Annotated in this window: 18 protein-coding genes; 10 read left to right on the top strand and 8 right to left on the bottom strand. The window is 68.0% G+C overall.

Annotated elements, in window-relative coordinates; genetic code table 11:
- Positions 1-291: 291 nt before the first annotated feature.
- On the top strand, positions 292-1,104 hold the full coding sequence (locus WS54_RS16615; protein ID WP_059779284.1) for a mechanosensitive ion channel family protein: 813 nt from the start codon (positions 292-294) through the stop codon (positions 1,102-1,104).
- An 85-nt stretch (positions 1,105-1,189) separates the two neighbouring features.
- On the opposite strand, the gene WS54_RS16610 is transcribed toward WS54_RS16615, so the two are convergent.
- Entirely contained in the window at positions 1,190-1,873 is a 684-nt protein-coding gene (locus WS54_RS16610) for a DedA family protein (RefSeq protein ID WP_059779282.1), read from the bottom strand.
- A 183-nt stretch (positions 1,874-2,056) separates the two neighbouring features.
- Here WS54_RS16610 and mutL point away from each other — a divergent pair, with 183 nt between their 5' ends.
- Both mutL and miaA read left to right on the top strand, forming a co-directional pair.
- Positions 2,057-4,033, top strand: a complete 1,977-nt coding sequence (gene mutL, locus WS54_RS16605; protein WP_059779280.1) for a DNA mismatch repair endonuclease MutL — start codon at positions 2,057-2,059, stop codon at positions 4,031-4,033.
- Positions 4,030-5,004, top strand: a complete 975-nt coding sequence (miaA, locus tag WS54_RS16600) for a tRNA (adenosine(37)-N6)-dimethylallyltransferase MiaA (protein WP_059779278.1) — start codon at positions 4,030-4,032, stop codon at positions 5,002-5,004. Before mutL ends, miaA begins: the two co-directional genes overlap by 4 nt.
- Positions 5,005-5,009: 5 nt before the next feature.
- Here miaA and tetR read toward each other — a convergent pair whose 3' ends face one another.
- Positions 5,010-5,642, bottom strand: coding sequence for a tetracycline resistance transcriptional repressor TetR (gene tetR / locus WS54_RS16595; protein ID WP_059779275.1), 633 nt, complete (start codon positions 5,640-5,642; stop codon positions 5,010-5,012).
- A gap of 56 nt (positions 5,643-5,698) precedes the next feature.
- Here tetR and tet point away from each other — a divergent pair, with 56 nt between their 5' ends.
- The gene (tet, locus tag WS54_RS16590) at positions 5,699-6,892 is read left to right on the top strand and encodes a Tet(A)/Tet(B)/Tet(C) family tetracycline efflux MFS transporter (protein ID WP_218929452.1); all 1,194 of its coding nucleotides are present in this window, start codon (positions 5,699-5,701) and stop codon (positions 6,890-6,892) included.
- Positions 6,893-6,914: 22 nt separating this feature from the next.
- Here tet and WS54_RS16585 read toward each other — a convergent pair whose 3' ends face one another.
- Both WS54_RS16585 and purM read right to left on the bottom strand, forming a co-directional pair.
- Positions 6,915-7,310: a YybH family protein gene (locus WS54_RS16585; protein WP_059779272.1), complete on the bottom strand. Its 396-nt coding sequence runs from the start codon at positions 7,308-7,310 to the stop codon at positions 6,915-6,917.
- Between the two features lie 111 nt (positions 7,311-7,421).
- The gene (gene purM / locus WS54_RS16580) at positions 7,422-8,477 is read right to left on the bottom strand and encodes a phosphoribosylformylglycinamidine cyclo-ligase (RefSeq protein ID WP_027783630.1); all 1,056 of its coding nucleotides are present in this window, start codon (positions 8,475-8,477) and stop codon (positions 7,422-7,424) included.
- Between the two features lie 250 nt (positions 8,478-8,727).
- Here purM and hda point away from each other — a divergent pair, with 250 nt between their 5' ends.
- From hda to panB, 6 genes are read left to right on the top strand one after another with little or no spacing between them, the layout of a single operon-like run.
- Positions 8,728-9,462, top strand: a complete 735-nt coding sequence (hda, locus tag WS54_RS16575) for a DnaA regulatory inactivator Hda (protein WP_034206485.1) — start codon at positions 8,728-8,730, stop codon at positions 9,460-9,462.
- Between the two features lie 11 nt (positions 9,463-9,473).
- The gene (locus WS54_RS16570; protein WP_034206484.1) at positions 9,474-10,151 is read left to right on the top strand and encodes an HAD family hydrolase; all 678 of its coding nucleotides are present in this window, start codon (positions 9,474-9,476) and stop codon (positions 10,149-10,151) included.
- A gap of 5 nt (positions 10,152-10,156) precedes the next feature.
- Positions 10,157-11,704 (top strand): polynucleotide adenylyltransferase PcnB, encoded by a 1,548-nt coding sequence (gene pcnB / locus WS54_RS16565; protein ID WP_059779271.1) that lies wholly within the window; start codon positions 10,157-10,159, stop codon positions 11,702-11,704.
- 35 nt (positions 11,705-11,739) lie between these two features.
- The gene (gene folK, locus WS54_RS16560) at positions 11,740-12,282 is read left to right on the top strand and encodes a 2-amino-4-hydroxy-6-hydroxymethyldihydropteridine diphosphokinase (protein ID WP_059779268.1); all 543 of its coding nucleotides are present in this window, start codon (positions 11,740-11,742) and stop codon (positions 12,280-12,282) included.
- Positions 12,279-12,965 carry a deoxynucleoside kinase gene (locus WS54_RS16555; RefSeq protein WP_059501043.1) on the top strand — a complete coding sequence of 229 codons (687 nt, stop codon included), beginning with the start codon at positions 12,279-12,281 and terminating at the stop codon, positions 12,963-12,965. Before folK ends, WS54_RS16555 begins: the two co-directional genes overlap by 4 nt.
- Positions 12,966-13,008: 43 nt before the next feature.
- Entirely contained in the window at positions 13,009-13,824 is an 816-nt protein-coding gene (gene panB / locus WS54_RS16550) for a 3-methyl-2-oxobutanoate hydroxymethyltransferase (RefSeq protein WP_034206480.1), read from the top strand.
- Positions 13,825-13,967: 143 nt separating this feature from the next.
- Here the strand turns inward: panB and WS54_RS16545 are convergent, their stop codons facing one another.
- The 4 genes from WS54_RS16545 to WS54_RS16530 form a co-directional block, all read right to left on the bottom strand.
- Positions 13,968-15,875 carry a chorismate-binding protein gene (locus WS54_RS16545; RefSeq protein ID WP_059779266.1) on the bottom strand — a complete coding sequence of 636 codons (1,908 nt, stop codon included), beginning with the start codon at positions 15,873-15,875 and terminating at the stop codon, positions 13,968-13,970.
- A 4-nt stretch (positions 15,876-15,879) separates the two neighbouring features.
- Positions 15,880-17,016, bottom strand: a complete 1,137-nt coding sequence (gene dnaJ / locus WS54_RS16540) for a molecular chaperone DnaJ (protein WP_034206478.1) — start codon at positions 17,014-17,016, stop codon at positions 15,880-15,882.
- Positions 17,017-17,269: 253 nt separating this feature from the next.
- Positions 17,270-19,222, bottom strand: coding sequence for a molecular chaperone DnaK (dnaK, locus tag WS54_RS16535; RefSeq protein ID WP_034206477.1), 1,953 nt, complete (start codon positions 19,220-19,222; stop codon positions 17,270-17,272).
- A 148-nt stretch (positions 19,223-19,370) separates the two neighbouring features.
- Positions 19,371-19,814 (bottom strand): thioredoxin family protein, encoded by a 444-nt coding sequence (locus tag WS54_RS16530; protein ID WP_059779264.1) that lies wholly within the window; start codon positions 19,812-19,814, stop codon positions 19,371-19,373.
- Positions 19,815-19,818 lie beyond the last annotated feature (4 nt).

Here is a 19,818-nt window from a genome sequence, read left to right as displayed (position 1 = left end):
AACCCGCATGACCAGGCGCTCCACGTGACACGGGTTCCTCTCCCGCTACGGCATACTCCAGTATTTCCGGACGTGCTTGCACCGACGCTCCCGTCGGCGTCGTTGTCTGAACGCCATCGTGTCCGTCCCAACGGACAACACCGCACATCCGTCAGAACCTCCCTCAGCGCCCATGTCTTTGACATTTCTTGAGCATCTCATCGCACCCGCTCGATTGCCGTCCCGCCGCCGCACAGGTATAACTGCGCAGCCAGGCGCACTTCGCGCCCCGTTTATCTACCCGGAGAACGCATGATCGATCTCGCCACCGCCCAGCAATTCCTGATGACCCGCGGCCTCGACTTCGGCCTGAACCTCCTCGCCGCGATCGTCCTGTGGTTCGTCGGCCGCTGGGCGATTCGCATCGGTACCCGCCTGCTCGGCAAGGTCGTTCGCCGCAGCGGCAAGGTCGACCCGACGCTCACCGACTACCTGACCTCCGTCGTCAGCGTGCTGCTGACGATCCTGCTGATCCTCGCGATCCTGCAGATCTTCGGCGTACAGACCACCTCGTTCGCCGCGTTGCTCGCCGGCCTCGGCCTCGCGATCGGCACGGCCTGGGGCGGCCTGCTCGCGCATTTCGCCGCCGGCGTGTTCATGCAGGTGCTGCGCCCGTTCAAGATCGGCGACGTGATCAGCGCGGGCGGCGTCACCGGCACCGTGAAGGAGCTCGGCCTGTTCGGCACGACGATCATCACCGCCGACAACATCGTGACGATCGTCGGCAACAACAAGATCTTCTCGGACAACATCGCGAACTACAGCGCGACGCCGCACCGCCGCGTCGACCTGACCGCGAAGATCGCGAACGGCGTCGACGCGGCCGATGCGATCAACCGCCTGAAGACGCAAATCCAGTTGATTCCGAACGTGCTGAAAGTGCCGGCACCGGACGTCGGCGTGCTGCAGTTCACGCCGGAAGGTCCGCTGCTGTTCGTGCGCCCGTCGACTCAGCCGGAGAACTACTGGCAGGTGTACTGCGACACCAACCGCGTGATCCTCGAAACGTTCCGCGACGCCGGCTATCCGACGCCCGAAACGCCGATCTCGCATCGCAACACGTAAAACGGAAGCAGCGGCCGAACCGTACGAACGAAAAAAAGCGTGGCTCTCGCCACGCTTTGACTGCTCCAGACAAGAAGCAACGCGCTCAGCGCCCGCCCGCCTTCGGTGCCCCATCCGCCCGCCGCCCGCGCACGAGCTTCCACACCGCGCCGAGTGCAACCGGCACGATCGCCGCGCCGATCCCGACCAGCACGATCACGTTCAGGTACTGGCGGATGAACGGGATGTTGCCGAAGAAATAGCCGAGCAGCACGAGCAGCAGGACCCACACCAGCGCGCCGATCACGTTGAACAACTGGAAGCGCGCGACGCTCATCGACGATGCGCCCGCGACGAACGGCGCGAACGTGCGCACGACCGGAATGAAACGGGCGAGCACGATCGTCTTGCCGCCGTGCTTGTCGTAGAACGAATGGGTCTTCTGCAGCGCGGCGCGATCGAGGAACCGCTCGAGCACCGGAATATGCGTATTGAACACCTTCGGGCCGATCCAGCGGCCGATCAGGTAGTTCACGGTGTTGCCGGAAATCGCCGCGACGAGCAGCAGCACGATCAGCAGGCCGACGTTCATTTCGCCCGTCGCCGCGAACGCGCCGCCGATGAACAGCAGCGAGTCGCCGGGCAGGAACGGGAACACGACGAGCCCCGTCTCGCAGAACACGATCAGAAACAGGACGAGATAGACCCACGCGCCGTACTGCCGGATGAAATCGCCGAGGAAAGCGTCGATATGCAGGACAAGGTTGACGAAATGAAGCAGCGTATCCAAATGCGATTCCTCGAAGGCGGTAGGGCCGGAACGGCCGGAACAGGCCAGGGATGGCCGAGGCGCCCGCCAGCCAAGGCGGCGCGTGCAACGGGGTGATGATACCGAAACTACCTTAAGGCTCCGTGAAAAAACGTAACGGCCGGCCGCCCCGGCACGCGTTCGCGGCCTCGCTATAATTCGGCCATGTCCGATATCACCGAAACGGCCGCGGGCGCCGCGCCCGCCCCCGCCGCGCGCCCGCTGCGCGCGATCCAGCCCCTGCCCGACCAGCTGATCAGCCAGATCGCCGCCGGCGAGGTCGTCGAACGCCCGGCGTCGGTCGTCAAGGAACTGCTCGAGAACGCGATGGACGCCGGCGCGACGACGCTGCGCATCGTGCTGGAAGAAGGCGGCGTCAAGCGCATCTCGATCACCGACGACGGCTGCGGGATTCCGCCCGACGAACTGCCGCTCGCGCTGATGCGCCACGCGACCAGCAAGATCCGCTCGCTCGAGGAGCTCGAGGCGGTCGCGACGCTGGGCTTTCGCGGCGAAGCGCTCGCGTCGATCGCGTCGGTGGCCGAGATGTCGATCACGAGCCGGACGGCCGATGCTGCGCACGCGACGAAGATCGACGCGCAGACGGGCGTGCTGTCGCCCGCCGCCGGCTCGACCGGCACGACGATCGAGGTGCGCGAGCTGTACTTCAACACGCCCGCGCGGCGCAAGTTCCTGAAGAGCGAGCAGACGGAATTCGGCCACTGCCTGGAAATGATCCGCCGCGCGGCGCTCGCACGGCCGGACGTCGCGATCTCGGTGCTGCACAACGGCAAGGCCGTCGAGCACTGGAATGCGACCGAGCCCGCGCAGCGCGTCGCGAAGATTCTCGGCGAAAGCTTCGCGACGGCGCACCTGCCGCTCGACGAGCAGGCCGGCCCGCTCGCCGTCTACGGCTGCGCCGGCCTGCCGACCGCGAGCCGCGGGCGCGCCGACCAGCAGTATTTCTTCGTGAACGGCCGCTTCGTGCGCGACAAGCTGCTGACGCACGCGGTGCGGGCGGCCTACGAGGACGTGCTGCACGGCGACCGCTACCCGTCGTACGTGCTGTTCCTCGACCTGCCGCCCGAAGCCGTCGACGTGAACGTGCATCCGTCGAAGATCGAAGTGCGGTTCCGCGATTCACGCTCGATCCACCAGTACGTGTTCCACGCGGTGCAGCGGGCGCTTGCCCGCCATGCGGGCGCATCGCCGGAAACCACCGCGGGCGGCCATGCCGCGCATATCGAACCCGCGCCGCGCGGGCCGGCATCGTTCCTCGATACGCCGCTCGGCCGGAGCCCGAGCGGCGGAAGCAGCGGCAGCGGATTCTCGGCGCCGTCGTCTTCGTCGTCGGCGGGCAACACGTGGATGCGCCAGGCGCGGATGACGCAGGGCACGCTGCCCGTCGCGCAACCGCTCGCGCTCTACGATGCGCTGTTCGGCCGCAAGGACAGCGGCGCGGGCACGCCGGACGGCACGACGCTCGTAGCGCGCGATGCCGCCGACGCCCCGGCCGCGCCGCTGCCGGGCTTCGCCGCGTCGCCGCCCGCGCACGACGAGCAGCCGCTCGGCTTCGCGCTCGGCCAGATCCACGGGATCTACGTGCTCGCGCAGAACGCGTACGGTCTCGTGATCGTCGACATGCACGCGGCGCACGAGCGGATCCTGTACGAGCAATTCAAGAACGCGCTCGCGGATCGCTCGGTCGCCGTACAGTCGCTGCTGCTGCCGATCTCGATGACGGCCACGCCGGTCGAGATCGGCACGGTCGAGGAAGAGCGCGACACGCTCGAATCGCTCGGCTTCGACCTCGCGGTGCTGTCGCCGACGACGCTGGCGATCCGTGCGGTGCCGGCGCTGCTGAAGGATGCCGACCTGCAGTCGCTCGCGCGCGCGGTACTCGCCGACCTGCACGCGTTCGGCGGCTCGCGCGTGCTCACCGAGCGCCAGCACGAACTGCTCGGCACGCTCGCGTGCCATCACGCGGTGCGGGCGAACCGGCGCCTGACGCTCGACGAGATGAACGCGCTGCTGCGCCAGATGGAGGCGACCGAGCGCGCGGACCAGTGCAATCACGGCCGGCCGACCTGGTATCAGCTCACGCTGAACGATCTCGACCGTCTCTTCATGCGCGGGCAATGAGCGCTTCTTCGCAGTCCAGCCCGACGACGATCGCCTGCCTGCTCGGCCCCACCGCTTCCGGCAAGACGGCCGCGGCGCTGGCGCTCGCCGCGCGCCGCCCGATCGAGATCGTCAGCGTCGATTCGGCGCTCGTCTACCGCGACATGGATATCGGCACCGCGAAACCGTCGCGCGACGACCGCGCGAGCGTGCCGCATCACCTGATCGACATCATCGACCCGGCCGACGCGTATTCGGCCGCGGAATTCCGCGCGGACACGCTGCGCCTGATCGGCGAGATCGTCGCGCGCGGCCGCACGCCGTTGCTCGCGGGCGGCACGATGCTGTACTACAAGGCGCTGACGCAAGGGCTCAACGACCTGCCGGGCGCCGACGCGGAGATCCGCGCAGCACTCGACGCCGACGCCGCGCGCGACGGCTGGCCCGCGCTGCACGCGCGGCTCGCGCAAGTCGACCCCGACACGGCCGCGCGGCTCGCGCCGAACGATTCGCAGCGGATCCAGCGCGCGCTGGAAATCTTCATGCTGAGCGGACAGCCGATGTCGGTGCTGCTCGCCGCGCCGCGCCGTACGGACGATGCGGCCGCCGCATACCGCTTCGTGCCGGTCGCGCTCGAGCCGTCGGATCGCGCGGTGCTGCACGCACGAATCGCGCAGCGCTTCGACGCGATGCTCGACGCGGGCTTCATCGACGAAGTCGAACGGCTGCGGCGCCGCGACGATCTCCATCCCGACCTGCCGTCGATGCGCTGCGTCGGCTACCGGCAGGCGTGGGAATTCCTCGACGGCGTCACCGACTACCGGACGATGCGCGACAAGGGCATCTTCGCGACACGCCAGCTGTGCAAGCGCCAGATCACGTGGCTGCGCGCGATGCCGGAGCGGATCGTGGTCGACTGCATCGCGCCGGATTCGACGGCCCGCGCGCTCGACGCACTCGAACGCGTCCTCGACGGCCGCTCGCCGGGCTGACGCGGTCAGTCCGCCCGCCGCGCCGTCAGGCGCGCGCGGGCGCCGTCGACGATCCACGCGATGCCGCGCTCGAACGCTTCGTCGCCGCTGCGCTCGCGCAGCGCAGCCCAGCCTTTTGCGAGCCGCGGGTACTCGGCCGCGTCCGGCAGCGGCGCATCGGCTTCGCCGTCCGGCGCCGCCTGCTCTTCCAGCACCCATCCGACCACGAAGCGGCCGATCGCGACCATCACGTCGACCGCTTCGTCCGGCGTGAATCCCGCGTCGCCGAGCAGCGCGACCTTGCGTTCGATCGAGCTGAAATGCAGGGCGCGCGGCCGCGTGCCGGCATGCAGGCGTGCGCCGTCGCGATAGGCCAGCAGCGCTCGGCGAAAACTGCGCGCATTCTCCGCGAGCCATGCATCCCACACGTCGCCCGGCCGCGGCAGCGACGCGCCGTGACGCTCGAGCATGATCGTCTCGGCCATTGCGTCGAGCAGCTCGGCCTTGTTCCTGAAATGCCAGTACAGCGTCGGCGATTGCACGCCGAGCCGCTCGGCAAGCCGTCGCGTCGACAGTCCGTCGATTCCCACCTCGTCCAGCAATTCGAGCGCCGCGCGCAATACCGTGTCGCGCGTCAGCCGCGCTCCCGTGTCCTTCATCTCTATCACCGATAGGGAAACTGTGGAATACTTCGCACTCTATCATCGATAGAGTGATTCTCTTGAACCCGTCCCTGATTGCCATCCTGGCCACGGTCCTGCTCGACGCGATCGGCGTCGGGATCGTGATGCCGATCCTCCCCGGGCTGCTGCGTTCGCTCGCCGGCGCGGGCAGCACCGACACCCACTACGGAATCCTGCTCGCGCTGTACGCGTTCGCGCAGTTCCTGTGTGCGCCGCTGCTCGGCGCGCTGAGCGACCGTTTCGGCCGCCGCCCGGTGCTGCTCGCGTCGCTCGCGGGTGCCGCGCTCGATTATCTGCTGATGGCGCTCGCGCCGACGCTCGCGTGGCTTTACGTCGGGCGGCTGCTCGCGGGCATCACCGGCGCGAACGTCGCGGTCGCGACCGCGTACGTGACCGACGTGACGGCCGAACCGGATCGCGCCCGGCGCTTCGGCCAGCTCGGCGCGATGATGGGCATCGGCTTCATCGCCGGCCCGCTGATCGGCGGGCTGCTCGGCGTGCTGCACCTGCGTGCGCCGTTCGTCGCGGCCGCGTTGCTCAATGCGCTGAACCTCGTGCTCGTGTGGCGCGTGCTGCCGGAATCGCGGCCGGCCCGGGAAGGCCGGACGGTCGGCGCGCTGAACCCGTTCGCGAGCCTGCGCCGGCTGAGCGGCGCGCCCGCGCTGGCGCCGCTGGTCGGCATCTACGTGATCGTGGCGCTCGTGTCGCAGGCGCCCGCGACGCTGTGGATTCTGTACGGCCAGGAACATTTCGGCTGGTCGACGCCGGTCGCCGGGCTGTCGCTCGCCGGTTACGGCGCGTGCCACGCGCTCGCGCAGGCGTTCGCGATCGGGCCGTTGATCGCGCGGCTCGGCGAGCGGCGCGCGCTCGCACTGGGCCTCGCAGGCGACGCGCTCGGGCTGGCGGTCATCGCGTGCGCCACCGCCGCCTGGGTGCCGTTTGCGCTGCTGCCGCTGTTCGCGGCCGGCGGCATGACGCTGCCGGCGTTGCAGGCGATGCTCGCTCGGCAGGTCGACGACGCGCGCCAGGGCGAACTGCAGGGCACGCTGGCGAGCGTGGCGAGCCTGATCGGCGTCGCGGGGCCGCTGGTCGTCACCGCGACCTACGCGGCGACGCGCGCGACCTGGCCGGGGCTCGTGTGGGCTGCGGCCGCGCTGCTGTACCTGCTCGTGCCGCCGTTGCTGGCCGGCGCGCGCCCAGTGAACGCACCGCGGGCCTCCGCGTAAGCGCAGTCGGGCGCCGTCGCGCTCAGCCCGCGAGCGTGACGAGATTCGCGTCGCGCACGAGCTGCCAGCGGCCGTCGGCCTTGCGGAAAATCGTCAGCGTGTGGCCCGACCGGCGGATCGTCTCGCCGCCTGGCGGCGTCGCGTCGATCTCGATGAAATTGCGCATGTATGCCCAATCGCCGATCACGCGCAGCTCGTCGATCCGGTAGCGGCCGTCGATCTTCGGCGGGGGGGCCGCACCGGCGTTCGCGTCGCGCGACGCGGCCGCGAACGCCGCCTTGTCGAACGGCGGCTTGCCGGCCACCATGAAGATCGCGTCGTCGGCGATCAGGTCGAGCACGGTCGCCAGATCGCCGCGCCGGCTCGACACGAACCAGGTTTCCACGAGCTCGCGGATCGCGCGTTCGTCTTCGGTCATCGTCGCTCCTCCTTCATCGGCGCGCGTCCGTACGCACGCGGCGCCCGAAAAAAAAGCCGCCCGGAGCGATGCCGGGCGGCTTTCCATACTGCATTCTGCTGCTGCCGTGCGTCAGACCACGACCGTCTGCGCCTCGCCTTCGCGGGTCGCACGCACGGTGCCGATCTTCCACACCTGTTCGCCGGCGGCGGTCAGGTCGGCGATCGCTGCGTCGGCATCGGCCGCCGAGACGATCACGGCCATGCCGATCCCGCAGTTGAACACGCGGTGCATTTCCGCGTCGGCGACGCCGCCGTGCTCCTGCAGCCACTTGAACAGCGGCGGCAGCGGCCATGCGTGCTGGTCGAGCTCGGCGGTGAGGCCTTCGCGCAGCACGCGCGGGATGTTCTCGACGAGACCGCCGCCCGTGATGTGCGCCATGCCCTTCACCGTCAGCTTCTGCATCAGCGCGAGCAGCGGCTTCACGTAGATGCGCGTCGGCGCCATCAGCGCGTCGGCCAGCGAGCGGCCGTGGAAATCCGCCGACAGATCGGGATTCGCGCGCTCGATGATCTTGCGCACGAGCGAGAAGCCGTTCGAGTGGATGCCGCTCGATGCGAGGCCGAGCACCACGTCGCCTTCGGCGATCGTGCTGCCGTCGATGATCTTGCTCTTCTCGACCGCGCCGACCGCGAAGCCGGCCAGGTCGTATTCGCCGTCCGGGTACATGCCCGGCATTTCGGCGGTTTCGCCGCCGATCAGCGCGCAGCCCGACAGTTCGCAGCCCTGCGCGATGCCCTTGACGACGGTCGCGGCCGTGTCGACGTCGAGCTTGCCGCACGCGAAGTAGTCGAGAAAGAACAGCGGCTCGGCGCCCTGCACGAGGATGTCGTTCACGCTCATCGCGACGAGATCCTGGCCGACGGTGTCGTGTTTGTTCAGATGAAAGGCCAACTTGAGCTTGGTGCCCACGCCGTCGGTGCCCGACACGAGCACGGGCTCCTTGTACTTCTTCGGCACTTCGAACAGCGCGCCGAACCCGCCGATGCCGCCGAGCACGCCGTCGCGCAAGGTTTTCTTCGCAAAAGGCTTGATCTTGTCGATGAGCGCGTCGCCTGCGTCGATGTCGACGCCTGCGTCGCGGTAGGACAGACCCTGAGCGTCGGGAGCGGATTTCGGAGGATTCATGGGGGAATGCGAGAAGGTCGGTAAAATGCGATTTTACCCGAAGCCGGCCGGTTGGCCGGAATTCCCAGCACCGAATCGTCAGGGATCGCATCTTGGTCAACACGTCCCCGTTTTCATCGCCGGGCGAAGCGCGCCGAAACCCGCGCCGCGCCGTGCGTACGGTCGCGCGTGAAGCCAGCCGGGGCGCCTTCCCTCGCGCGTGCCCGGCGTACGGCACGCGTTTTTTCAACCGACCCGCATTGTGACTGCTGTGTCCCGTCAACTGACGCTCGATCTCGGCACGCCGCCGCCCGCCACGTTCGACAACTTCATCATGAGCGACGAGAACGACGAGCTCGTCACGCGCCTGCAGAAGCTCGATCTCGCGCTCGCGGCCGGCCCCGTGCCGGACCGGTCGTTCTATATCTGGGGCGAACCGGGCAGCGGCCGCACCCACCTGCTGCAGGCGCTCGTGAGCGACGCGTCGTACGGCTACGCGCGCTACCTGACGCCGCAGAGCCCGCTCGGCGCGTTCACGTTCGACCCGCGCATCGGCATTTACGCGATCGACGACTGCGACCGGATGAGCGACACGCAGCAGGTCGCGCTGTTCAACCTGTTCAACGAAGTGCGCGCGCACCCGTCGAGCGCGTTCGTCGCGGCGGGCCCGGCGGCGCCGCTCGCGCTCGACGTGCGTGAGGACCTGCGCACGCGGCTCGGCTGGGGGCTCGTGTTCCACCTGTCGCCGCCGTCCGACGCTGGCAAGATCGCCGTGCTCAAGCTCGCGGCGAAGGAGCGCGGGATCGCGCTCACCGACGACATCGCCGCGTACCTGCTGACCCATTTCCGCCGCGACATGCCGAGCCTGATGGCATTGCTCGACGCGCTCGACCGCTTCTCGCTCGAGCAGAAACGCGCGGTCACGCTGCCGCTGCTGCGCCGGATGCTCGCGCGTCCCGGCGACGACATCGCTCCACCGGGCACGGGCCCGAACCGCTTCGAGTAAAATGCGCTCCCATGACTAATCTGGCACTCTTTGACCTCGATCACACGCTGATCCCGACCGATAGCGACCACGAATGGGGTCGCTTCATGGTGAAGCTCGGCATCGTCGACGCGGAAAGCTTCTCGCGTCAGAACGATCAGTTCTTCGCCGACTACAAGGCCGGCAAGCTCGACATCCACGCGTACCTGTGCGCGATGCTCACGCCGCTCGCGAAGTATTCGCGCGCGCAGCTGGCCGAATGGCACGAGCAGTACATGCACGAGGTGATCCGCCCCGCGATGACGCCCGCCGCGCTCGAACTCGTGCGCAAGCACATCGACGCCGGCGATCTGTGCTGCGTCGTGACGGCCACCAACGAATTCATCACGCGCCCGATCGCGACCGCGTTCGGCGTCGACACGCTGATCGCGTGCGAGGCCGAAACGACCGACGGGCATCCCGATTCGCCGTACACGGGCCGGCCGACCGGTACGCCGAGCTATCGCGAAGGCAAGATCGTGCGCACCGAAGCGTGGCTCGCATCGCTCGGCAAGCACTGGGACGACTTCGAACACAGCTATTTCTACAGCGACTCGCACAACGACATTCCGTTGCTCGAGAAAGTCACCGACCCGATCGCGACCAACCCCGACGACACGCTGCGTGCGCACGCAAGCAACCGCGGCTGGCGCATCCTGGATCTCTTCTGAACGTCGTGATCAAAAAATTCATTCGCAAGCTGCTCGGGCAGGACGAAACCGAGCAAACGCCTCCCGCCGCGGCCCCGGCCGACGAAGCGGCCCCTGCTGCCCCGCGCGCGCCGAAGGGCGCCCGCGGCGGCGCGAAGCAATCGCGCAGCAACCATGCGCCGACCGTCGTGCCGGCCAGCGTGCACGGCATCAACCCGGCACTGATCTCGAGGAACGCGGTACGCGTGACCGACACGCTGCAGCAGGCGGGCTTTCGCGCGTTCATCGTCGGCGGCGCGGTGCGCGACCTGCTGCTCGGCATCGCGCCGAAGGACTTCGACGTCGCGACCGACGCGACGCCCACCGAGGTGCAGCGCCTGTTCCGCCGCGCGCGCCTGATCGGCCGCCGCTTCCAGATCGTCCACGTGCAGTTCGGCCAGGAGCTGATCGAGGTATCGACGTTCCGCGCGCTGGTCGACGCGCCGCCCGAGGCGGCCGCGGCCGAGCCGCCGAAGCGCCTGAAGCGCGACGAACTCGATCGCCGCACGCACGCGGTCGATGCGAGCGGCCGCGTGCTGCGCGACAACGTGTGGGGCGAGCAGCACGAGGACGCCGCGCGCCGCGACTTCACGATCAACGCGATGTACTACGACCCGTCGACGCAGACGGTGCTCGACTATCACGACGGGATGGCCGACGTACGCGCGCGCCTGTTGCGGATGATCGGCGATCCGGCCACCCGCTTCCGCGAGGATCCGGTGCGGATGCTGCGCGTCGTGCGCTTCGCAGCGAAGCTCGATTTCGAGATCGAACCGCATACGCGCGAGCCGATCCACGCGCTCGCCGACCTGATCAACAACGTGCCGGCCGCGCGCCTGTTCGACGAAATGCTGAAGCTGCTGCTGTCGGGGCACGCGCTCGCGTGCCTGCAGCGGCTGCGCAAGGAAGGCCTGCATCACGGGCTGCTGCCGCTGCTCGACGTCGTGCTCGAACAGCCGCAGGGCGAGAAGTTCATCACGCTCGCGCTGAACAACACCGACGCGCGCGTGCGCGCCGGCAAGCCGGTGTCGCCGGGTTTCCTGTTCGCGACGCTGCTGTGGCACGACATGCGCCAGCGCTTCGAGCAGTACACGGCCGCGGGCGAAATCCCGGTGCCGGCGCTCCATCGTGCGATGGACGACGTGCTCGACATGCAGACCGAGAAACTCGCGATCCACAAGCGTTACTCGGCCGACATGCGCGAGATCTGGGGCCTGCAGTTGCGCCTCGAGAAGCGCTCGGGCCGCAGCGCGATGCGGCTGCTGGAACACCAAAGGTTTAGAGCGGGGTATGATTTCCTCCTGTTACGCTGCGAATCCGGCGAGCTCGACGCGGAAGTCGGACAGTGGTGGACGGATTTCATCGAAGGCGACGCCGCCGCTCGCGAGGCATTGCTCACGCAGGGCGGCTCGAAGGAAAAATCGCCCCGCAAGCGGCGCCGCCGCGGCGGCGCGCGAAACCGCAATCCGGGTGAAGGCGCCGCCGCGCAGGCGCCGGATACCGCGGGCGATACCGCGAGCGGTTCCGACGACTGACGCATGCGCCGGCGAACGACGTAGGAAGTGATGCCATGACGGTTGCATATATCGGATTGGGGGCGAATCTCGGCGATGCACGCCAGACCCTGAAGGACGCGGTGGTGTGCCTCGCGCAGCAGCGCACCATCTCGATCCTCGGCAAGTCGAGCCTGTATCGCACGGCGCCGTTCGAAGCCGGCGGCGATGACTACTACAACTGCGTCGTCAAGCTCGACACGACGCTGTCGGCCCGCGAGCTGCTCGCGCTCTGCCAGAAGATCGAACATCACTTCGGCCGCGAGCGCCCGTACCGCAATGCGCCGCGCACGCTCGACCTCGACATCCTGCTGTTCGGCGCCGATTCGATCGACGAACCCGACCTGATCGTCCCGCACCCGCGCCTCACCGACCGCGCATTCGCGCTCGTGCCGCTCGTCGAAATCGAGCCGGCGCTCGACATCCCCGCGCGCGGCCGTGCCGACGCCTTTCTCGCCGCGGTCGCGGATCAGCGCGTCGAAAAGGTGCAAACCTGCCAGTGCCCGATGCAGAAGGCGCTCGCCGCCGGCGAAAACGCCGACAAGACCCGCTGCCGATGAACTCGACTCCGCTGACCGTCACCGCGCCCGACCTGCGCGCCCCGCACCGCTATCTCGTGATCGAAGGCCCGATCGGCGTCGGCAAGACGACGCTCGCGCGCCTGCTCGCCGAGCGCTGGTCGATGCAGACGCTGCTCGAACGCCCGCAGGACAACCCGTTCCTCGAGCGCTTCTATCGCGACACCGCGCGCTACGCGCTGCCCGTCCAGCTGTCGTTCGCGCTGCAGCGCGCGCAGCAGGCGCGCGAGCTGATCGGCGCGCTCGACACGGGCCGGCCCGTGATCGCCGATTTCATGCCGCAGAAGAACGACATCTTCGCGCGGCTGAACCTGCCGGAAGACGAGTGGCAGCTGTATCGCTCGGTCGCCGCGCACGTCGACGTGCCGCAGGCGCCGTCGCCCGATCTCGTCGTCTACCTGCAGGCCAGCCCCGAAGTGCTGTTCTCGCGCATCCAGAAGCGCGGGACGCCGATGGAGCTGCAGATCAGCGACGCATACCTGCGCTCGCTCGTCGACGCGTACAACGAATTCTTCTACCACTACGACCGCACGCCGGTGCTGACGGTCGCGGCCGAACACCTGAATCCGCTGGATTCCCCCGAGGATCTCGCCCTGCTGGTCGAGCGCATCGAGACGATGCGCGGCCGCAAGGAATTCTTCGTCAAGGGCGAGACGGCGCGTTGACGCGTCCCGCCTGTCGTTCCTCCCTCATCGACCCGGATTTCCCATGACCTATCTCCAGGAATCGAGCCGGCCTGCCGTGACGGTACCCAAGCTGCAGGCAATGCGCGACGCCGGCGAGAAGATCGCGATGCTCACGTGCTACGACGCGAGCTTTTCGGCGCTGCTCGATCGCGCCGGCACCGACGTGCTGCTGATCGGCGATTCGCTCGGCAACGTACTGCAGGGCCATACGACCACGCTGCCCGTGTCGCTCGACGACATCGCCTATCACACGGCCTGTGTCGCACGTGCGCAGCCGCGTGCGCTCGTCGTCGCCGATCTGCCGTTCGGCACGTACGGGACGCCGGCCGACGCGTTCGCGAATTCGGTCAAGCTGATGCGCGCGGGTGCGCAGATGGTCAAGCTCGAAGGCGGCGAATGGCTCGCCGATACGATCCGCTTCCTCGTCGAACGGTCGGTGCCCGTGTGCGCGCATCTCGGCCTCACGCCGCAGTCGGTGCATGCGTTCGGCGGCTTCAAGGTCCAGGGCAAGACCGAAGCGGGCGCCGCGCAACTGCTGCGCGATGCGCGCGCGATCGAGGAAGCCGGTGCGCAACTCGTCGTGCTCGAAGCCGTGCCGACGCTCGTCGCATCCGAAGTCACGCACATGCTGAAGATCCCGACGATCGGCATCGGCGCGGGCGTCGACTGCTCGGGGCAGGTACTCGTGCTGCACGACATGCTCGGTGTGTTCCCCGGCAAGCGGCCGCGTTTCGTGAAGGATTTCATGCAGGGACAGCCGAGCATTCAGGCGGCCGTCGAAGCCTACGTGAGCGCGGTGAAGGACCAGTCGTTCCCGGGCCCGGAACACTCGTTCTGACGCGCACCCGGCGGCTCGTTCGCCGGTGCCCCGCCGATAAAAAAACGCGGCGCCCTTTGCGGGCGCCGCGCTTTTTTTCCGGAAGCCGCGTGGCCGATGCTCGGCGGCCGCGGCCCGGGCACGCTGCTCGAGCCGTCACCCCGTCACTTCAGCACCGCGTCGAGCGCCCCGCGCAGTGCGTTGGTCAACAGCAACGCCTGCGCGCGCGCCAGATCGTCGCGCATGACGACCCGCTCCACCGCGCCGAACGCGCGATCGTCGAGCAACACGCCGCGCATCACGCCCGGCAGCACGCCGCTCGTCAACGGCGGCGTCACCCACTGGCCGTCGAGCTTCACGAACAGGTTCGAGCGGCCGCCTTCCGTCACCTCGCCGCGCTCGTTGACGAACAGCATGTCGAACCCGCCGAGCGCCTCCGCCGCCTGCCACGCGCGGTCGTATTCGGCGCGGCGCGTGGTCTTGTGCAGCAGCAGCGCATCGCTCGCGCGGGTGGGCGCGAAGCCGTGCGCGGGGGCCAGCAGCACGCCGACGGGCCCCGCCGGCAGCGGCTTGAGCGGCGCCGCGACGATCTCGATCGTGCCGTCCTTCGCCAGCGAGAGCTTCATCCGGTACGCGCCGTCGCCGTCGAGCGCCGCGCAGCGCGCATCGATCTCGCGACGCAACGCGTCGGCATCGAAGCGAAACCCGAACGCCTCCGCACTGCGTTGCAGCCGCGCGAGATGGCGATCGAGATGGCGGATTCCGTCCGCCCGCGTCGCGGCCGTCGTTTCGAACAGCTGGAAGCCGGGGTCGGCATCCGTCAGGAATCGCGCTTTCAATTCGCACTCCGCGTATTCATCGGCCGCGACGCTGTCGAGCACGATGCCCGCGCCGACGCCCATCGTGCCGCGCCGCCGGCCGGCGGCAACCGTTGCCGCGTCGCGCGCGGCGATCGTCGCGGCCGGGTCGGCTGCGACCGCATCGAGCGTCAGCGTCCGGATCGCGACCGACAGGCAGAAATCGCCGCACCCGGCCGCAGCGCCTGCCGACGCGGCCTCGTCCTTCGGTGCGTCGAGCCAGCCGATCGCACCGGTATACAGCCCGCGCGGCGTCGACTCGATCGCATCGATCAATTGCATCGTCTGGTACTTCGGCGCGCCCGTGATCGACCCGCAAGGAAACAGCGCGCGCAGCATCTGCGCGAAAGTCGTGCCGTCGCGCCAGCCGGCTTCGACCGTCGACGTCATCTGCCACACCGACGCATACGGCTCGACGGAGAACAGCGCCGGCACCTTGACGCTGCCCGTGCGCGCGATCCGCGACACGTCGTTGCGCAGCAAGTCGACGATCATCACGTTTTCCGCACGGTTCTTCGGGTCGCTCGCGAGGAACGCGGCCGCCGCCGCGTCTTCACGCGGGTCGGCCGAGCGCGGCGCGGTGCCCTTCATCGGCCGCGCGCGCAGCACGTCGCCATGCTTCTCGACGAACAGCTCCGGCGAGCACGACACGACCCACGCGCCGTCGGGCAGCGCGATCAGCGCGCCGTACCGCACCGGCTGGCGCGCGCGCAGCCGCCGGTACAGCGCGAGCGGCGTGCCGAATACGTCGAAATTCAGCCGGTACGTGTAGTTGACCTGATACGAATCGCCCGCGCGCAGCGCGTCGTGCACCGCGGCGATCGCCGCGTCGAACGCATCGCGCGACACGCTCTTCGCGACGTGCGCGACGCCCGCGATCGACGGCGTGCCGCCGCCGTCCTGCTGCGCGAGCCATGCGTCGACGTCGTCGCGCGACAGCCGCTCGCAGCGCGCATACAGCAAAAAGCGCAGCGGGGCATCGCCCGGCTGCGCCCGTTGCAGGTTGCGTCCGAATTCGTAATCGCCGACGACGACCGCATGCAGCCCGTCGCGCAGATCCTGCCCGAGCGCCGCGTCGATGGCGTCGAGCTGCGCCGGGTCCGTGCACACGCGTTCGCGCACGAAGCCCGAATACAAACGACTCGACCGCGCGGACGCGGTCGAGTCGCAATCGTCCAAGAGCGCGAACGACGCGCTCTCGTTGCCTTCAGTCATGCCGTTACTCGAAGAAGCTCTTCACCCGGTCGAACCAGCTCTTGCTCTGCGGGCTGTGACGCGCGCCGCCCTCGGCCAGCGACTTCTCGAACTGCTTGAGCAGGTCGCGCTGGTGATCGGTCAGCTTCACCGGCGTCTCGACCTGCACGTGCACGTACAGATCGCCCGCGATGCTCGAACGCAGCCCCTTGATGCCCTTGCCGCGCAGGCGGAACGTCTTGCCCGACTGCGTGCCTTCCGGCACCGGGAACGACGCGCGGCCGGCCAGCGTCGGCACCTCGATCTCGCCGCCGAGTGCGGCGGTCGTGAACGGAATCGGCATCTGGCAGTGGAGATCGTCGCCGTCGCGCTCGAACACCGCGTGCGGCTTGATGTGGATCTCGACGTACAGGTCGCCCGGCGGCCCGCCGTTGATGCCCGGCTCGCCGTTGCCGGCCGAGCGGATCCGCATCCCGTCGTCGATCCCGGCCGGGATCTTCACTTCGAGCGTCTTGGTTTCCTTCACCTTGCCCGACCCGTGGCAATGCGCGCACGGCTCGGGGATGTAGGTGCCCGTGCCGTGGCACTTCGGGCAGGTCTGCTGGATGCTGAAGAAGCCCTGCGACATGCGCACCGTGCCCTGGCCGTGACAGGTCGGGCAGGTTTCCGGCTTCGTGCCGGGCTTCGCCCCCGAGCCGTGACAGACTTCGCACGACACCCAGCTCGGCACGCGGATCTGCGTGTCGTAGCCGTGCGCGGCCTGCTCGAGCGTGATTTCCATGCTGTAGCGCAGGTCGGCGCCGCGATACACCTGCGGGCCGCCGCGGCCGCCGCGCGCGGCGCCGCCCGCGGCCTGGCCGAAGATGTCGCCGAAGATGTCGCCGAATGCATCCGCGAAGCCGCCGAAGCCCTGCGCGCCCGCACCGCCCATGTTCGGATCGACGCCCGCGTGGCCGTACTGGTCGTACGCGGCCCGCTTCTGACCATCCGACAGCATTTCATAGGCTTCCTTCGCCTCCTTGAAATGCTCTTCCGCATCCTTGCTGTCCGGATTGCGGTCAGGGTGATACTTCATCGCAAGCTTGCGATATGCCTTCTTGATTTCGTCGTCGCTCGCGTTCTTCGCGACGCCCAGAACCTCGTAGTAATCCCGTTTCGCCATATCGATTCACTGTGCCGCCACGCATCGCGCACGCGGCGGCTCCTTTCGCCCGCAGTAAAGTCTCTCGACTCGTCTGGCGCTGCGCCGTCCGCGGACGGCTCATGCAGCACCCGCCAAAAAACAAATGTGCCCGGAGGGCCGCAAGGCCCGCCAGGCGTGGAGTCGATCCGGCCATCCGGAAGGAAAGACAGACCGCTTGTCAGCCGCGCCGCGCGCATTTCGCGCGCGGCGTACGGTGCCATGGCAACCCGGCTTAGTCCTTCTTCACTTCCTTGAACTCGGCGTCGACGACGTCGTCGGCAGCCTGTTGCGCACCACCCGCATGGGCCGCGCCTTCCGCCGCACCGGCCGCGCCGGCCGCACCCGCCTGCTGGGCCTGCATGTCGGCGTACATCTTCTCGCCGAGCTTCTGCGACACCTTGCCGAGCTCCTCGACCTTCGCGTCGATCGCCGCCTTGTCGGCCGACGTGTCCTTCAGCACGTCCTCGAGCGACTTCAGCGCCGCTTCGATCGCTTCCTTCTCGCCCGCGTCCAGCTTGTCGCCGTACTCGGTCAGCGCCTTCTTCGTGCTGTGAACCAGCGCGTCGCCCTGGTTGCGCGAATCGGCCAGCTCGCGCAGCTTGTGGTCTTCCGCTGCGTTCGCTTCCGCGTCCTTGATCATCTGGTCGATTTCAGCCTCGGACAGGCCCGAGTTCGCCTTGATCGTGATCTTGTTTTCCTTGCCGGTCGCCTTGTCCTTCGCGCCGACGTGCAGGATGCCGTTCGCGTCGATGTCGAAGGTCACTTCGATCTGCGGCACGCCGCGCGGTGCCGGCGGGATGCCTTCGAGGTTGAACTCGCCGAGCAGCTTGTTGCCCGCCGCCATTTCGCGTTCGCCCTGGAACACCTTGATCGTCACGGCCGACTGGTTGTCGTCCGCCGTCGAGTACACCTGCGCGTGCTTCGTCGGGATCGTCGTGTTCTTGCTGATCATCTTCGTCATCACGCCGCCGAGCGTCTCGATACCGAGCGACAGCGGGGTCACGTCGAGCAGCAGCACGTCCTTGCGGTCGCCCGACAGGACCTGGCCCTGGATCGCCGCGCCAACCGCGACGGCTTCGTCCGGGTTCACGTCGCGGCGCGGATCCTTGCCGAAGAACTCTTTCACCTTGTCCATGACCTTCGGCATGCGCGTCTGCCCGCCGACCAGGATCACGTCGTCGATGTCCGACACCTTGACGCCTGCGTCCTTGATCGCGATGCGGCACGGTTCGATCGTGCGCTCGACGAGGTCTTCCACCAGCGCTTCCAGCTTCGCGCGGGTGATCTTCAGGTTCAAGTGCTTCGGGCCAGACGCGTCCGCCGTGATGTACGGCAGGTTGATTTCGGTCTGCTGGCTCGACGACAGCTCGATCTTCGCCTTTTCGGCCGCTTCCTTCAGGCGCTGCAGCGCGAGCACGTCCTTCGACAGGTCGACGCCCTGCTCCTTCTTGAACTCGCCGATGATGTAATCGATGATGCGCTGGTCGAAGTCTTCGCCGCCGAGGAACGTGTCGCCGTTGGTCGACAGCACTTCGAACTGCATTTCGCCGTCGACGTCCGCGATCTCGATGATCGACACGTCGAACGTGCCGCCGCCGAGGTCGTACACGGCGATCTTGCGGTCACCCTTCTCGGCCTTGTCGAGGCCGAACGCGAGCGCGGCTGCCGTCGGCTCGTTGATGATCCGCTTGACTTCGAGGCCCGCGATGCGGCCGGCGTCCTTGGTCGCCTGGCGCTGGCTGTCGTTGAAGTACGCCGGCACGGTGATCACGGCTTCCGTGACCGGCTCGCCGAGGTAGTCTTCCGCCGTCTTCTTCATCTTGCGCAGCACTTCGGCCGACACCTGCGGCGGCGCGAGCTTTTCGCCGTGCGCTTCGACCCATGCATCGCCGTTGTCGGCCTTGATGATCGAGTACGGCATCAGGCCGATGTCCTTCTGGACTTCCTTCTCTTCGAAACGGCGGCCGATCAGGCGCTTCACGGCGAACAGCGTGTTCTTCGGGTTGGTCACCGACTGGCGCTTGGCCGGCGCGCCGACGAGGACTTCGTTGTCGTCCATGTAGGCGATGATCGACGGCGTGGTGCGCGCGCCTTCCGAGTTCTCGATGACCTTGACCTGGTTGCCTTCCATGATGGCGACGCACGAGTTCGTGGTGCCGAGGTCAATACCGATGATCTTTCCCATTTTTTCCTAATCTCCAGAAATGCTTGTTTGCTGCACGAAACGCCGCGTTTTTGGGTGGTTTCGCACGCCAGAATTCAACTCTGTTCCCGAAATGCGTCCGTCCGATCCGTTTTCAAGACCTGACGAGCGATGCGGATATTAAATTTTTTCAATCGCCGCCGGCTAGCGGATCGTGCCGGCCGCCGACGCTTTCGCCGGACGGCGCGCCTCCCGCCGCGGCCATCTTCGCGCGCGCCGCCGCGACGGCTGCCTGGAACTGCGCGAGGCCATGCCAGCCGGTCGCACGGCCCAGCCGCTTGCCGCGGTGGAAGAAGAACCACGTCGGCACGCCGTGCAGCCCGAAGCGGCGCCCCAGCTGTGGGTGCTCGTACACGTTGCAATGGAACCACTTCAGGCCCAGCGCGCGGATCGCGTCGGGCTGCGCGAGCATCGCCTTCTTCGCGATCTCGCAGTTGAAGCAGTCGACGCCCCAGAAGAACACCACGGCCAGTGCGTCGCCCGCGCCGTCGATGGCCGCGTCGAACGTGCCGGCGTCGAGCGCCTGCATGTCGAATACGTCGAACGCGGCCGGATCGACGCTGGCGGGCACCATGTCG

The organism is Burkholderia sp. NRF60-BP8, assembly GCF_001522585.2.
GTDB lineage: Bacteria > Pseudomonadota > Gammaproteobacteria > Burkholderiales > Burkholderiaceae > Burkholderia.
Note: the sequence above shows the minus strand (reverse complement) of the source record. Positions and strands in the feature narration are given on the sequence as shown.

Coding starts and splice junctions, on each gene's coding strand:
- WS54_RS16615 (WP_059779284.1), top strand. CDS start 292: ATGATCGATCTCGCCACCGCCCAGCAATTCCTGATGACCCGCGGCCTC.
- mutL (WP_059779280.1), top strand. CDS start 2,057: ATGTCCGATATCACCGAAACGGCCGCGGGCGCCGCGCCCGCCCCCGCC.
- miaA (WP_059779278.1), top strand. CDS start 4,030: ATGAGCGCTTCTTCGCAGTCCAGCCCGACGACGATCGCCTGCCTGCTC.
- tetR (WP_059779275.1), bottom strand. CDS start 5,642: ATGAAGGACACGGGAGCGCGGCTGACGCGCGACACGGTATTGCGCGCG.
- WS54_RS16585 (WP_059779272.1), bottom strand. CDS start 7,310: ATGACCGAAGACGAACGCGCGATCCGCGAGCTCGTGGAAACCTGGTTC.
- purM (WP_027783630.1), bottom strand. CDS start 8,477: ATGAATCCTCCGAAATCCGCTCCCGACGCTCAGGGTCTGTCCTACCGC.
- WS54_RS16570 (WP_034206484.1), top strand. CDS start 9,474: ATGACTAATCTGGCACTCTTTGACCTCGATCACACGCTGATCCCGACC.
- folK (WP_059779268.1), top strand. CDS start 11,740: ATGACGGTTGCATATATCGGATTGGGGGCGAATCTCGGCGATGCACGC.
- WS54_RS16555 (WP_059501043.1), top strand. CDS start 12,279: ATGAACTCGACTCCGCTGACCGTCACCGCGCCCGACCTGCGCGCCCCG.
- panB (WP_034206480.1), top strand. CDS start 13,009: ATGACCTATCTCCAGGAATCGAGCCGGCCTGCCGTGACGGTACCCAAG.
- WS54_RS16545 (WP_059779266.1), bottom strand. CDS start 15,875: ATGACTGAAGGCAACGAGAGCGCGTCGTTCGCGCTCTTGGACGATTGC.
- dnaJ (WP_034206478.1), bottom strand. CDS start 17,016: ATGGCGAAACGGGATTACTACGAGGTTCTGGGCGTCGCGAAGAACGCG.
- dnaK (WP_034206477.1), bottom strand. CDS start 19,222: ATGGGAAAGATCATCGGTATTGACCTCGGCACCACGAACTCGTGCGTC.
- WS54_RS16530 (WP_059779264.1), bottom strand. CDS start 19,814: ATGGTGCCCGCCAGCGTCGATCCGGCCGCGTTCGACGTATTCGACATG.